This is a genomic window from Micromonospora sp. NPDC051296, from assembly GCF_040682255.1.
GTDB classification, from domain to species: domain Bacteria; phylum Actinomycetota; class Actinomycetes; order Mycobacteriales; family Micromonosporaceae; genus Micromonospora; species Micromonospora craterilacus.
The window spans coordinates 1-13,981 of record NZ_JBFBAO010000171.1 but is presented as its reverse complement, the minus strand read 5'-3'; the positions used below and the strand labels follow the sequence as shown (position 1 = coordinate 13,981).

Here is a 13,981-nt window from a genome sequence, read left to right as displayed (position 1 = left end):
GGGTGTAGGAGAGACCGTGCCCGAACGGGTACAGCGGGTCGCCCCGGTAGTACAGGTAGGTGGAGTCGGCGCCGATCACGTCGTAGTCGAGCAGGTCGGGCAGGTCGGCGGCGTCGGCGTACCAGGTCTGGGTGAGCCGGCCGCCCGGATCGGCGTCACCGAGCAGCACGTCGGCCAGGGCGGTGCCGTGCTCCTGTCCGCCGTGGGACGACCAGAGCACCGCCGGCAGGTGCGCCTGCGCCCAGCCGATCGCGTACGGGTAGCTGCTGGTCACCACCAGCACGGTGCTGGGGTTGGCGGCGTGCACGGCGCGCAGCAGCGCCTCCTGCCGGGCCGGCAGGGCCAGGTCGACCCGGTCCTCGGTCTCCCGTCCGTTGACCATCGGGTGGTTGCCCAGCACCACCACCGCGACGTCGGCGGCGGCGGCCAGCGCGGCGGCCTCGGCCGCGCCGTCGGCGACGAGGTCGATGGCGAAGGCGGTGGCGGCCTGCGGTCCGTCGGCGTCCACCCGCAGTCGCCCGTCGGTGTCGACGATGACGTACCGGTCGGTGGCCAGGTGGCGCAGCAGCACGGTGCCGCCGGGCAGCGGGTCGAACTGGAAGGTCTCCCGGACCACCCAACCGCCCGGCCCGGGGCGGTCGTTGACCAGGGCGCCGTCGTCGTCGGCGCCGACGTGCCGGCCGTTGCCGACGGCCCGCAGCGCCACCGTGTCGCGGCCCCAGTCGACGACGTCGAACCAGGTGGCGTCCGCGCCGACGGTCAACGGGCCACCCTCGGCGGTGTCCGGGCAGCCCACGTACCGATCGCCCACCCGCAGCGCGACGCGGTCACTGCCGGGATGGGTGGTGACCTCCGGCAGCCGGCCGGCCAGGCCCTGGTACGCGGTCACCGCGTACGGCAGGGTGCCGCTGTACCAGTCCTCGTGCACCGCGTCGGCGAGCGGGCCGAGCACGGCGACCCGCGCCCCGGGCGCGAGCGGGAGCAGTGCGGAGTTGCCCAGCAGCACGACGGACTGGCGGGCGGCCTCCCGGGCCAGCTCCCGGTGGGCCGGGCAGTCGACCACGTCCGGCGAGGTCGCCGCGTACGGGTCGGTGTGCGGCGGGTCCAGGTCGCCCAGGCGCAGCCGGATGGTGAGGATGCGGCGTACCGCCCGGTCCACGTCGGACGGTGTGATCAGCCCCCGTTCGAGTGCCTCGGTCAGGCGTTCCCGGGTCGGTGTGCTGTCGGCGTCGTCCTCGGTGAAGCTGTCGATCCCGGCGCGCAGCGCGGCGGCGAACCCGCTGACCTGGTCGGGCAGGTGGCCCTGCACGCCGGCGATGTTGGTCACCGCGCCCGCGTCACCGACCACCAACACCTCACCGGGCACCCAGCGACGCAGCTCGCCGTCGATCAGCGGACTCAGATGCGCCGGCACCCCGTCGACCAGGTTGTACGAGGCCATCGCCGCGACCGCCGCGCCGGCGGCGAGGGGGGCCCGGAACGCGGGCAGTTCGTACTCGTGCAGCACCCGGGGCGGCAGGTCACTGGAGGTGGTGGCCCGGTCGGTCTCGTTGTTGTAGCCAAGGAAGTGCTTGACCGTGGGGGCGGTACGCAGCCGCTCAGGGTGGTCGCCGCGCAGACCCTCGGCGTACGCGGTGGCCAGCTGGCCGGTCAGCCACGGGTCCTCGGACCAGCCCTCCTCGTTGCGACCCCAGCGCGGGTCGCGCAGCGGGTTGACCACCGGCGCCCACACGTTGAGGCCGACCCGGTCGGGGTCGGCGTGGTGCTTGGCGCGCACCTCGTCGCCGACGGCGGTGCCGACGGCGCGGATCAGGTCGGGATTCCAGCTGCTGGCAAGCCCGATCGCCTGGGGGAACACGGTGGCCGGGCCGAGCCAGGCGACACCGTGCAGCGCCTCGGTGCCGGTGCGGAACGAGGGCAGGTCGAGCCGGGGCACCGGTGCCTGCCACTGGTGCAGCAGGCCGATCTTCTCCGGGAGGGTGAGCCGGGCCAGCAGGTCTTCGACACGATCACGCGGGTGGGGCGTGGTGGGGTCGGTCATGGGGATCGCCTTCCAGTGCCCGGCGCGCCGGCGGTCGAAGCGCTTCGACGGCGGATGGCCGAGCGGCATCGCAGGTGACGGTGGGGTGACGGTCGTCGGCCCGGACGCTGGCGAAGCGCTTCGACAAACCGTGAGAAGCAAGCCGCCCCGGGTGCCCGAACGGAGCGGCTTGCTTCGAGGTTGGCACCCGCGACGGATCCGGTCAAGACTCGTCAGCGGGTCGGCAGCCGGCCGGCCTCGACGGTGGCCAGCGCGGCGGTCGCGCCGCCCAGCGCCGCCGCTGTGTCCAGTGTCGACCCGTCGAGCCGGCAGCCTCCGGCGCCGGGCGCGAGAGCCCGCGCGGCCAGCTCCGACCGGGCCGCCGGCAGCAGCCAGGGCGCCAGGGTCGCGAAGTGGTCGCCCAGCACCACCGCCTCCGGATTGAGCAGGTCGGCCAGGACCGCCACGCCGCGCCCGAGGTGCCGGCCGGTGTCGGCCAGCCCGCTCAGCACGGTGGGGTCGTCCTGCCGGGCCAGGGCCACGATCCGGTCCAGCTCCGGCAGGTAGTCGGTGATCGGGCCGTCGGCCTCGGCGTCCGGCAGCAGCCGGCGGACCACCGCGGGCAGGCCGACCAGCGCGGTCAGGCAGCCCCGGCCGCCGCAGGAGCAGACCGGCCCGGCCGGGTCGAGCGAGACGTGGCCGATCTCGCCGGCGAAGCCGCGCCCGCCGCGCAGCAGCCGGCCGGCGGCGATGATGCCCGCGCCGACCGTGATCCCGCCGGTCAGGTGCACCAGGTCGGCGGTGCCCGCGTACGCGCCGTGTCGCTGCTCGGCCAGGGCGGCGAGGTTGGCGACGGTGTCGACGCCGATGGCGAAGGCGGGCTCCCGCAGGGCGGCGCGCAGGTCGGCCGCGACGGGCACGTCCCGCCAGTCCAGGGCGGTGGCCAGCGGCACCGCCCCGGCCGAGTCGACCAGCCCTGGGACGCCGAGGGTGAGGCCCAGGACCGTGCGGCCCTGGGCGGTGACCCGCCCGACGGCTCGGCGGGCCAGCGCCGCCAGCGCCCGCACCGTCTCGGCCGCAGGGACGGTGCCGGCGGCGAAGGCCCGCCGCCAGGTGAGCAGCCGGTTGCCGCCGAGGTCGATCGCCACCGCGACCAGTTCGTCGGCGCCGATCTGCAGACCCAGGGCGGCGTACGGCTCGCCGTCGAGCACGAGCATCGTCGCCGGGCGGCCGACCCGGTTCTCGGTCAGCCCGGTTTCGCGGACCAGCCGCTGCTCGATCAGCTCGGCCACCAGGCTGGAGACGGTCGCCTTGTTGAGCCCGGTCCGCGCGGCGATGTCGGCGCGGGAGCAGGGGGCGTGCAGGCGTACGTGCCGCAGGACCACCGCGCGGTTGGCGACCCGTACGTCGCCGAGGTCGGTCGGCTGCGGTTCGTTGTGGATGCTGATCACGATCTGCCCGCTCCCTGCGCCGGTGTCGCGGCGCGCGTCCATCATCGCGTACCGCGGTCCCGGGAGCGATCATGCCGTCCGGGCCGCCGGCACACCCTGTCCCGTGGGACGGATCACCGTCGATTAATTTGTTCGGGTCCCCAACTAATCCTAGCCCGGGGCTCCTGCTCCGCAAACCCGCCGGGAACGGCCGACCCCGTCCCGTGCGGCGCCCGGCTCCGTCCAGGCCAGGCGCCGCACGGGACGGTCAGCCCTGCGCGGGGAACAGCCCCGCGAAGGGCACGACGGTCACCGCCGCGCCGTTCAGCAGTGACCGGGCCGGCAGGTCGGCATCGCCGACCCCGGCAAGGACCAACTGCCCCACCTGCAGCGGCCCCCGCGTCCGAATCCGCAACTCCGCACCGTCACGGACCGCCTCGATAATCGTGTCGCCGTCCACGTCGTGCACCACCGTCGAGCCGTCGACGGCACCCCAGCTGACCAGGGTGACGTCCCGGAACGCGCCCTCACCGACGGTGGCGCCCGGGGCGACCAGCGGCAGCAGCGCGCCGCGGCGGACGAACAGCGGCATCCGGGACAACGGCACCGCCACCGACAGGTACCGCCCGCCGGCGTGCCGCTCACCGGTCGTGGCGTCGATCCAGTCGTCCCCGACCGGCAGATAGACGTCACGGCGGCCGGACGGATCGGTCACCGGCGCGACCAGCAGATCCGTCCCGAGGCGGTACTGCAGGTCGGTGGTCCAGGCCGTCGGATCGTCCGGGGTGTCGACCAGCAGGGCGCGCATCATCGGCGCGCCCGTACGCGCGGCCCGCACCGCCGCCGACCAGAGGTACGGCATGAGCCGGTAGCGCAACCGCAGCGCGGCCACCGCGTGGCGTTCCGCCTCGGCCGGAAAGTCCCACGGCAGCCGGCTGGTGGTGCCGTGCAGCCGCACCAGCGGGGACAGCGCGCCGAACTGCGACCAGCGGACGTAGAGGTCGGGTTCCGGGGTGCCGTGGAACCCGCCGGTGTCGTGACTCCAGAACGGCACCCCCGACAGGCCGTGGGACAGCCCGCCGCGCAGCGTGCTGGCCAGGGCCGGCCAGGTCGCGTTGACGTCGCCGCTCCACTGCGCGCTGTGCCGCTGCCCGCCCAGGTACGACGAGCGGGCCCACACCGTCCGGTGCCCGGCCACCTCCTCGGTGACGCGGGCGACCACGTCGTTGAACAGCAGGGTGTACACGTTGTGCAGCTCGACGCCGGTCATCCCGTTGTGGGCCACCGCGTCGGCCGGCACCCCCTCGGCGAAGTCGGTCTTGAACACGGCCACGCCCTGCTCCAGCAGTGGGCGCAGCAGCCCGGTGAACCAGTCGACCGCGGCCGGGTTGGTCAGGTCCACGATGGCGCTGGCCGGGTAGCTGCCGTGCCACACGTCGGCGACGTACGTGCTGCCGTCGGATCGGCGCAGGAAGAAGCCGGCCCGCTCGGCGTCGGCGTACAGCGGGCTGTCCGTCATCAGGTACGGGTTCATCCAGAGGCAGACCCGGAAGCCCTGCTCGGCGAGGGTTCCCAGCATCCCGGCCGGGTCGGGGAACGCCTCGGCGTCCCAGCGCAGGTCCGACCAGCGTCCGGCCACCTGCCAGTAGCAGTCCAGGTGCAGCACGTCGCAGGGGATGTCCCGGTCCCGGATACGTCGGGCCCGCTCCAGCACCTGCTGCTGGCTGTCGGGGTAGAAGCCGGAGGAGATCCAGGCGCCGAAGGCCCACCTGGGCGGCAGGTAGGGGCGGCCGGTGAGGGTGTCGAGGCGGTCCAGCACCTCGGCGGGGCTCGGCCCGGCCAGCACGTAGTAGTCGAGCAGGTCGTCGGGGACCAGGATCTGCACCGCGCTGTGGGTGGACTGGCAGACGTCGAACTGCACCGGCAACCCGCTGTCGACCAGCACCCCGTAGCCACGGTTGGACAGGTAGAACGGCACGTTCTTGTGCGAGCGGTCGGACTCGCTGCCGAAGGCGTCGAAGTTCCACATCAGGGCCCGCTGGCCGCGCTTGTCCAGCGGGGTGAACTTCTCGCCGAAGCCGACGAACCGCTCGTCGCCCGGCGCGACGAAGCTCTCGTGCCAGGCCAGGCGCACCCCGTCAGCGGTGGAGCGCCCGAACGGCAGGGTGCGCCGCCGGCCGCTGATGTCGACGGTGCCCCGGTCCTGCTCGACGAGCAGGGAACCGTCGGGACGCAGGAAGCGGATCCGCCACGGGTCGAGCTGGATCTCGGCGACCACCGCGCCGGCGGCCACGCGTACGTACCGGTCCTCGACGGTGACCGTGGCCGGGTGGGTCCGCGGGTGGACCAGCGGCACGGCGCGCGCCGAGCGGCTGCGGGCCTGCGGGTCCTCGGCGAGGCGTACCCGGATTACCCCGTCACCGGCCGCGTCGACCCGGACCACCGTCGTCACGCCGTCGGCCAGCGCGGCCTTGAAGGTGACGCCGTGCGGGTCGGTGCCGGCCACCTCGGCCCGACTCACCACGGCCGCGCCGCCCTCGCCGGGGGCCCGCACGGGCAGCTCGGGCGGGTCGGCAACGAAGGTCTCGTAGGGCACCAACGGCGGTCGGTACGGCATCAGCGTCTCCTCGACGACGGCACGGGCGGTGCCGTCAGTTTCTTTAAATACCCAACGAACTGTCAACGAGATTCATCGATTCCGGAAATATCAGCGGCGTTGACATGGGCAAAGCCGCTCCATAGTTTGGACGCCTCCTCAACTAAATTGGCGGTGGTGGCATGTGGAGCGACGCCCGGCTCTGCTACGGCGGTGACTACAACCCGGAGCAGTGGCCGGCGCGGGTGTGGGCCGAGGACGTCGCGCTGATGCGCCGAGCCCGGGTCAACCTGGTCACCGTCGGCGTGTTCGCCTGGTCCCGGCTGGAACCGGCGCCCGGCCGGTACACCTTCGACTGGCTCGACCAGGTGCTGGACCTGCTGCACGGCGGCGGCATCCGGGTCGCCCTGGCCACCCCCACGGCGTCCCCGCCGCCCTGGTTCTCCCTCGCCCACCCGGGCGCGCTGCCGGTCACCGCCGACGGGGTCCGGCTGCACCACGGCAGCCGGGACACCTACTGCGCCGCCACCCCGGCCTACCGGGAGGCCGCCCTACGCATCGCCGGCGCCCTCGCCGACCGGTACGCCCACCACCCGGCCCTCGCGCTGTGGCACGTGCACAACGAGTACGGCACCACCTGCCACTGCGAGCACACCGCCCGGGCGTACCGGCGCTGGCTGGCCGACCGCCACGGCGACCTGGCCACCCTCAACGACGCCTGGACCACCAGCTTCTGGAGCCAGCACTACTCCGACTGGGCTCAGATCAGCACCCCCCGGGCCACCCAGTACCTGGCCAACCCCGGCCAACTCCTCGACTTCCGCCGGTTCTGGTCGGACACCCTGCTCGCCGCGTACGCCGAGCAACGCGACCTGCTCCGCGCGGCGAACCCGGCGATCCCGGTCACCACCAACTACGTCCTCGGCGACTGGGTGCCGGTCGACCACGCCCGCTGGGCCGGCGAGGTCGACCTGGTGGCCGTCGACCACTACCCCTCGGCGGTCGACGTCGGCGCGGAGGAACAGACCGCCCTGGTCGGCGACCTGGCCCGCGGCTGGGCCCGGCACGCGGCCGCCCGCCGACACGCCACCGCCACGGCGGCGGGCGACCCGCCGGCCGCCCCGGATCGTGGCGCGCCCGCCCGGCCCGACCCGGCACCGACGTGGCTGCTGACGGAGAGCGCCCCCAACCAGATCCACACCACCGGGCGGATGCACACCAAGGAACCGGGGCGGATGCTCCGGCACAGCCTCGCCCACGTCGCCCGCGGCTCGCACGGCGCGATGTTCTTCCAGTGGCGGGCACCCGCCGGCGGCGCCGAGCGCTTCCACTCCGCTCTGGTGCCGCACGCCGGCCCGGACAGCCGGGTGTTCCGCGAAGCGGTCGACCTCGGCGCGGCGTTGGAGCGGCTCACCGAGATCCGGGGCACCGTCGAGGCGTCCGTCGCCCTCGCGGTCGACGCCGCCAGCGGCTGGGCGCTGCGCCACCCCGGCCTACCGTCGACCCGACTGGACCACCACGACGAGGTCGCCGCCGCCCACCGCGCCCTGTGGCACGCCGGGTACGGCTGTGACGTCGTCGTGCCCGGCGACCCCCTCGACGGGTACCGGCTGCTCGTGCTGCCCGCCCTCTACCTGGTCAGCGACGCCACCACCGGCTGGGTACGCGAGCACGTCCAGCGCGGCGGCCACCTGCTGGCCACCTACCTCAGCGGGGCCGCCGACGAGCACGCCCGGGTACGGCTCGGCGGCTACCCGGGCGCGCTGCGCGACGTGCTCGGCGTCCGGGCGGAGGAGTTCCACCCGCTCGCCGACGGCGACCACGTCCGGCTCGCCGACGGCGGGACCGGACGGATCTGGGCCGAGACACTGCACCTGGCCGGAGCGGACGTGGTCACCTCGTACGCCGGCGGGCTGCTCGACGGGCGACCCGCGGTCACCCGACACCGCAGCGGTGCCGGCACCGCCTGGTACGTCTCCACCCGACCCGACGACGACACCTACCGCCGGCTGCTCGACCGGGCCGCTCAGGCCGCCGGCGCCACCCCCGTCCACCCGGACGCGCCCGCCGGCATCGAGGCGGTACGCCGCCGAGGCGACGGCGTGAGCTGGCTGTTCCTGTTCAACCACACCGACCGGGACCGGCGCGTACCGGCGCGGGGCGCGGAACTGCTAACGGGCGTCCGGATCGACGAGGCGGTCACCCTGCCACCCGGCGGCGTTGCCGTGCTCCGCGAGCGCACCGGCTGAGCGACGGGCGCCGGCCGGCGAACCCGGTCAGGGGGTGGCGACGGCGGCCCGGGAGCGGTCGGCCGCGATCCGCACGGCCAGCGTCGCCAGCACCGTGCCCATCAGCACCCGCTGCACCCGCAGCCACAACGGTCGGCGGCTCAGGAACCCGGCGATCCCCCCGGCGGTCAGCACGATCAACGCGTTCACCGTCAACGCCACCGCGATCTGGGTCAGGCCCAGCAGCAGGCTCTGCACCGCCACGTTGCCCCGGGCCGGGTCGATGAACTGCGGCAGCAGCGAGACGTACAGGATCGCGATCTTCGGATTGAGCAAATTGGTGGCCAGCCCCATGGTGAACAGCCGCCGGGGCGGGTCCGGCGGCAGCGGCGCCGGAGTGAACGGCGAGTGGCCGCCCGGACGTACCGCCTGCCACGCCAGCCACAGCAGGTACGCCGCGCCGGCCAGCTTGACCGCCGTGTACAACGCCGGTACCAGCACGAACACCGTGGCGATGCCGGCCACCGCGGCGCCCAGATAGACCGCGAAGCCCGCGGCGACCCCGAGCAGCGAGATCAACCCGGCCCGCCGGCCCTGGGTCACCGACCGCGACACCAGGTAGACCATGTTCGGTCCCGGCGTCAGCACCAGTCCCAGGGCGACCAGCGCGATCCCGACGACTCCGGCCGCACTCACCATTGCGTGACCCCCGTCCCACGTCCCGCCCGAGCCTAACGCTGGCGACGCTGCGCTGCGGTGACGCCGCCCGCGTTACGGTGAGTCCGGGGAGGTGAGCAGGTGGACAGGAGGTGGGAGGCGTCGGTCGAGGCGCAGATCCGGTCGGCCCAGGAACGCGGGGAGTTCGACAACCTGCCCGGCGCGTGCAGACCCATCCCGGGCCGGGGCATGCCCTACGACGAATCCTGGTGGATCAAGAGCTTCCTGGAACGCGAGCAGGTGCCGACCGACCTGCTGCTGCCCACCCCGCTGCTGCTGCGCCGCCAGATCGAGCGGCTCCCGGACGAGGTCCGCGACCTGCCGACCGAGCAGGCCGTCCGGGCCTGCGTCGCCGACCTGAACGCGCAGGTGATGGCCTGGCTGCGCAACCCGACGGGCCCGCGGGTCGTGGTGCGCCCGGTCGACGCCGACGCCGTCGTGCAGCGGTGGCGGGCCGACCGCGATGCCGCCGCCGAACCGGGGACGCCCGCTGCCCCGCCGTCGTCCGCGCCGCGGCGGGCCTGGCTCCCGTTCCGCCGGCGCCGCGCCGCCTGACTCAACGCACCGCTGTCCGCTCCGGGCAACCTCGCGCCGCCGGCAGCGTTGCCGGTGTTGGTCGGGTCGACTACGGTCGGTCAGGTGACTGCCGGGTCGGCCATGGGCCACGAGCGGACGGGGTACCCGGCCCGCCGGTGAGCCGGGAGCGGGCCCGCGGCCCGCCGTCCCCATCGCGTAATCCCCGCGCCTGTTCGAGGCGCGCGCTGTCGTACCCCGCGCCGTGTTCGGGCGCGATCTTCGCCGTGGCCACCGGCGTCGTCGACGTGGCCGACTCCTGTCGGAGCAGAAAGCAGAGCATGCCGAACGACTTCAACCAGCAGATCATCGACGAGTTCCGGGCCAACGACGGCCGGGTGGGCGGCCCGTTCGAGGGTGCCCGCCTGATCCTGCTCACCACCACCGGGGCGCGTACCGGCGCCACGCACACCACCCCGGTGGCGTACCTGCCCGACGGGCAGGAGCGGATCCTGGTGATCGCCTCCGCAGGGGGCGCGGACCGGCATCCGCACTGGTACCACAATCTGGTCGCCGACCCGCAGGTCACCGTCGAGGACGGGGCCTTCAGCTACCCGGCCCGCGCCGAGGTGCTCACCGGCGCCGAGCGTGACCGCCTCTTCGCCCGCGCCGCGGCGGCCGACCCCGGCTGGGCCGGGTACCAGGCGAAGACGTCCCGGGTGATCCCGGTGGTGGCGCTCCACCCCGAGCCGGCCGGGCCGCCCGCCGCGTCGTCGTTCGGCGCGGCATTGAAGTTGATCCACGACGCGTTCCGGCGGGAGCTGGCGTTGATCCGCGCCGAGGTCGACCGTTCCGGTCCGGTGCTGGGCGCCCAGTTGCGGGTGAACTGCCTGACCGTGTGCGGCAACCTGCACGGCCACCACGTCAAGGAGGACGAGGGCATGTTCGCCGGCCTCGGCGCGCAGCGCCCGGACCTGGCGCCCGTGCTGGACCGGCTACGCGAGGAACACCGGCGGGTCGCCGCGCTGGTGGGGGAGCTGCGGCAGGTCCTCACCGCCGAGAGCGCCGACCGCGATCAGGTCCGCGGGCAGGTCGCCCGGCTCGTCGCCGAGTTGGAGGCACATCTGGCGTACGAGGAGGAGCAGCTGATCCCGGTGCTCGACGGCGTCGGCTGACGTCGGTCGGTGACGAACTGGGCGCCGGCGGGGCGCGTGCCCCGCCGGCGCTTCCAGGGCCCCCGTTGGGGCGATCACGCCGACCCTAGATCCTGGTGTTGCCGCCCTTGTTGACGATGCTGGCCTTCTTGCAGTTGCCCCAGGTGAGGGGTAGCCCGGTGCTGCCACCCCCACGGCCGCCCCACTTGATCACCGAGATCGTCTTGCCGGAGTAGCCGGCTCCGTACTTGTTGTTCTTGAAGATGTTGCCGCTTCCGCACGCCTCGCTCTTGTCCAGCCGGCCCCACTCGCTGAACATGGCGTACTGGCCGGTCTTGGTGAAGGTGTTCCCGCTCACCACGTTGTTCTTGCTCCCGTCCCTGATCCGCACGGGATCGCCGGTGATCGACGAGAACTTGTTGCCGGTGATGCTGCTGCCCGAGGTCTTGACCAGGTAGACCCCGTGCATCATCCCGCCGTTGCGCAGGTTGGCGAAAACGTTCTTCCTGATCACGATGCCGGAGGAGTTCTTCACGTGGACCGCGGCGTATCCGGTGGAACCGCTGAGATTCTTGAACTCGTTCCCGCTGACCGTGACGTTCTTGACGTTCCTGAGCAGGATCGCGTTGGCGTGGCCGGAGAACTTCCTGCCGCTGATGGTGAATCCGCCGGGGCCGCCGTCAATGCACAGCTGATAGTCACCCTTGGGACACTTGACCTGCCCCGGGTACTTGGCGGTGACGGCGGCCTGAGCCGGTGCGATGAGTCCGATGACGAGTGTGGCGCTGCCGGCCAGGGCGATCAATCCACGCTTGAGCACGGAGAATCCCAATCAGTGAGTAGGGATGCGGACGGTCCTGAGGGGCGGCGGACCTATGTGTCCGTGCCCGCCCCGTGCAGTCAGCATCCGCGTCCCGCCCTATGCAAAAGCTTGCCGGAATCTTGAATTCACAGATCAGAATGGGTGGCAGGTGGTGGGCGTCAGCGGCGGACAGTGAGGGCTCATGGTCGTGGAGTTCAGGCTGCTGGGCGACGTCGCGGCGCTCATCGACGGCGATCCGGTCGATCTCGGCCACGTACGACAGCGATGCGTGCTGGCGGTGCTGCTGGTCGAGGCGAACAAGGTCGTGCACATCGACCAGTTGATTGAGCGGGTGTGGGTGGATCGGCCGCCGCAGCGGGCCCAAGGCTCCCTCTACAGTTACCTGTCGCGACTGCGACGGTGTCTGAGCGGCGCCGAGGACGTCGGCATCGTGCGGCAACGGGGCGGCTACCTGCTGACGGTCGACCCGATGGCAGTGGACCTGCACCGTTTCCACGAGCTGGTGTCACGCGCCCGCCGGGCCTGCGACGACGACCACGCCCTGCGGCAGTTCGACGAGGCGATCAGCCTGTGGCGGGGTGAGGCGTTCGCGCCGCTGGACACGCCCTGGTTCAACATCCTTCGTACCGCCTTGCATCAGGGACGGCTCGCGGCCGAGCGCGACCGGACCGACGTCGCCCTACGTAGCGGTCAGCATTCGACGCTGCTGGCCGAGTTGTCGCGAGGTCTTGCCGAACAGCCGTTGGACGAGCGTCTCGCCGGCCAGCTCATGCTGGCGCTGTCCCGTTCCGGCAGGCAGGCCGAGGCCCTCGACCACTATCAGCGGATCCGGCACCGCCTGGCCGACGTGTTGGGCGTCGACCCCGGTCCCGACCTGCAGGAGCTGCATCTGCGGATTCTCCACGGCGATCGCGAGTTCGCCGCCTCGGCCGTGCCGCGGGCAGCTGCCGGACCTGCCGCTGCTCAGCCGCCCCGGCAGCTGCCAGCGCCGCCGGCGATGTTCGCCGGCCGGGCCCGGGAACTGGCCGCCCTGACCAACGCCGTCGACCGGCAGGCCGAACCGGGTGGCGGGGTCGCCATCTCGGCCGTCGGCGGGATGGGTGGGATCGGCAAGACCTGGCTCGTGCTGCGGTGGGCCCACGACAACCTGGACCGGTTTCCCGACGGGCAGTTGTACGTGAACCTGCGCGGCTTCGAGCCCTCTGCGGAGGCGATGCCACCGGTGGTGGCGCTACGCGGTTTCCTCGACGCGCTCGGTGTGCCGCCCGGGTCGGTGCCGACGGACCTGGACGCGCAGGTAGGCCTGTACCGCAGCCTGCTCTCCGGCCGGCGAATGCTGATCGTGCTCGACAACGCCCGCGACGCCGAGCAGGTGCGCCCGCTGTTGCCGGGCGTACCCGGATGCGCGGTCGTGGTGACCAGCCGCCAACAGCTGTCGGGCCTGGTGGCGGTCGAGGGTGCCAGCCCGGTCGCCCTCGACCTGCTCACCGCCGCCGAGGCCCGCGAGCTGCTGGCGAGCCGGCTGAGCGACGGCCGGATGGCGGCCGAGCCGAGGCCGGTGCAGGGAATCGTCGACCGATGTTCCGGGCTGCCGCTGGCGCTGGCGATCGTGGCGGCCCGCGCGGCGGCCCACCCCGGGTTCCCGCTCGCCGCGCTGGACCGGGAACTGGCCGAGTCGCAGGGCAGTCTCGACGGCTTCGCGGGCGGCGGGGACCCGGTCACTGACTTGCGCTCGGTCTTCTCCTGGTCGTACCGGGCGCTCGGCGAGCCGGCGGCGCGGTTGTTCCTACTGCTCGGGCTGCATCCCGGGCCGGACATCTCGGTGCGGGCCGCCGCCAGCCTCGCCGCCCTGCCCGAGCGGCAGGTGCGTCTCATCCTCGGCGAACTCGTCCGGGCGCAGCTGATGGTGGAACGGGTGCCGGGCAGGTACACCTGCCACGATCTGCTGCGGGCGTACGCGGCGGAGATGGTCGAGTCGGAGCCCGCGGAGCCACGCCGCACCGCCCTGCGCCGGATCGTGGACCACTATCTGCGCAGTGCGTGCACCGCCGACGGGCGACTGTCCCCGCTGCGGGATCCGGTCGTGCCGCCGCCGGTTCAGGCGGGCGTGCAGCCGGAGGAGCCGGCGGACAACGCGCAGGCGTTGGCCTGGTTCGCCGAGGAACACGGGGTGCTTCTGCGGGTGGTCGAGCTGGCCGCCCGGCACGGCTTCGACCGGCACGTCTGGCAGTTGGCGTGGGCGTTGACCACCTTCCTGAGCCGCCGGAGCCACTGGGACGACCTGATCGCCGTACAGAACCACGCGCTGGCCGCCGCCGAGCGTGACGGCGACCGGGCGGCGAGGGCGCAGGCGCACCGCGACGTCGCCCCCGCCTACTCCGAAACCGGTCGGTTCGAGTTGGCCCGTGGTCACCTGGAGTGCGCTCTGGTGCTGCTGGACGAGCTCGCCGACCGGGTCGGTCAGGCGCACACCCTGCTGACCCTGAGCTGGGCGAGCGAG

Annotated in this window: 9 protein-coding genes; 4 read left to right on the top strand and 5 right to left on the bottom strand. The window is 73.3% G+C overall.

What is annotated here, in order from left to right; genetic code table 11:
• From AB0M52_RS18880 to AB0M52_RS18870, 3 genes are all read right to left on the bottom strand, one after another.
• Positions 1 to 2,110: glycoside hydrolase family 3 C-terminal domain-containing protein (locus AB0M52_RS18880; protein WP_363955046.1), on the bottom strand; the 2,110-nt coding region annotated here is incomplete at its 3' end.
• Positions 2,111 to 2,253: 143 nt separating this feature from the next.
• Positions 2,254 to 3,471 (bottom strand): ROK family transcriptional regulator, encoded by a 1,218-nt coding sequence (locus AB0M52_RS18875; RefSeq protein WP_363955043.1) that lies wholly within the window; start codon positions 3,469 to 3,471, stop codon positions 2,254 to 2,256.
• A 247-nt stretch (positions 3,472 to 3,718) separates the two neighbouring features.
• Entirely contained in the window at positions 3,719 to 6,067 is a 2,349-nt protein-coding gene (locus AB0M52_RS18870; protein WP_363955040.1) for a TIM-barrel domain-containing protein, read from the bottom strand.
• Positions 6,068 to 6,228: 161 nt separating this feature from the next.
• Here AB0M52_RS18870 and AB0M52_RS18865 point away from each other — a divergent pair, with 161 nt between their 5' ends.
• A complete protein-coding gene (locus AB0M52_RS18865) occupies positions 6,229 to 8,295 on the top strand; it encodes a beta-galactosidase (protein ID WP_363955037.1) in 2,067 nt (688 codons plus the stop codon).
• Positions 8,296 to 8,322: 27 nt separating this feature from the next.
• Here the strand turns inward: AB0M52_RS18865 and AB0M52_RS18860 are convergent, their stop codons facing one another.
• Entirely contained in the window at positions 8,323 to 8,973 is a 651-nt protein-coding gene (locus AB0M52_RS18860) for a LysE family translocator (protein ID WP_363955034.1), read from the bottom strand.
• 99 nt (positions 8,974 to 9,072) lie between these two features.
• Here AB0M52_RS18860 and AB0M52_RS18855 point away from each other — a divergent pair, with 99 nt between their 5' ends.
• Positions 9,073 to 9,546, top strand: coding sequence for a DUF1992 domain-containing protein (locus tag AB0M52_RS18855; protein ID WP_363955031.1), 474 nt, complete (start codon positions 9,073 to 9,075; stop codon positions 9,544 to 9,546).
• Positions 9,547 to 9,845: 299 nt separating this feature from the next.
• Positions 9,846 to 10,679, top strand: a complete 834-nt coding sequence (locus AB0M52_RS18850; RefSeq protein WP_363955028.1) for a nitroreductase/quinone reductase family protein — start codon at positions 9,846 to 9,848, stop codon at positions 10,677 to 10,679.
• A gap of 85 nt (positions 10,680 to 10,764) precedes the next feature.
• Here the strand turns inward: AB0M52_RS18850 and AB0M52_RS18845 are convergent, their stop codons facing one another.
• A complete protein-coding gene (locus AB0M52_RS18845) occupies positions 10,765 to 11,478 on the bottom strand; it encodes a right-handed parallel beta-helix repeat-containing protein (protein WP_363955025.1) in 714 nt (237 codons plus the stop codon).
• A 184-nt stretch (positions 11,479 to 11,662) separates the two neighbouring features.
• Between AB0M52_RS18845 and AB0M52_RS18840 the strand changes: the two genes are divergently transcribed.
• The coding region (locus AB0M52_RS18840) for a BTAD domain-containing putative transcriptional regulator (RefSeq protein ID WP_363955022.1) at positions 11,663 to 13,981 on the top strand (2,319 nt) is incomplete at its 3' end.

What these genes read in the sequence shown, in the direction of transcription:
- AB0M52_RS18865 (WP_363955037.1), top strand. Translation starts at nt 6,229, where the DNA reads ATGTGGAGCGACGCCCGGCTCTGCTACGGCGGTGACTACAACCCGGAG.
- AB0M52_RS18870 (WP_363955040.1), bottom strand. Translation starts at nt 6,067, where the DNA reads ATGCCGTACCGACCGCCGTTGGTGCCCTACGAGACCTTCGTTGCCGAC.
- AB0M52_RS18860 (WP_363955034.1), bottom strand. Translation starts at nt 8,973, where the DNA reads ATGGTGAGTGCGGCCGGAGTCGTCGGGATCGCGCTGGTCGCCCTGGGA.
- AB0M52_RS18850 (WP_363955028.1), top strand. Translation starts at nt 9,846, where the DNA reads ATGCCGAACGACTTCAACCAGCAGATCATCGACGAGTTCCGGGCCAAC.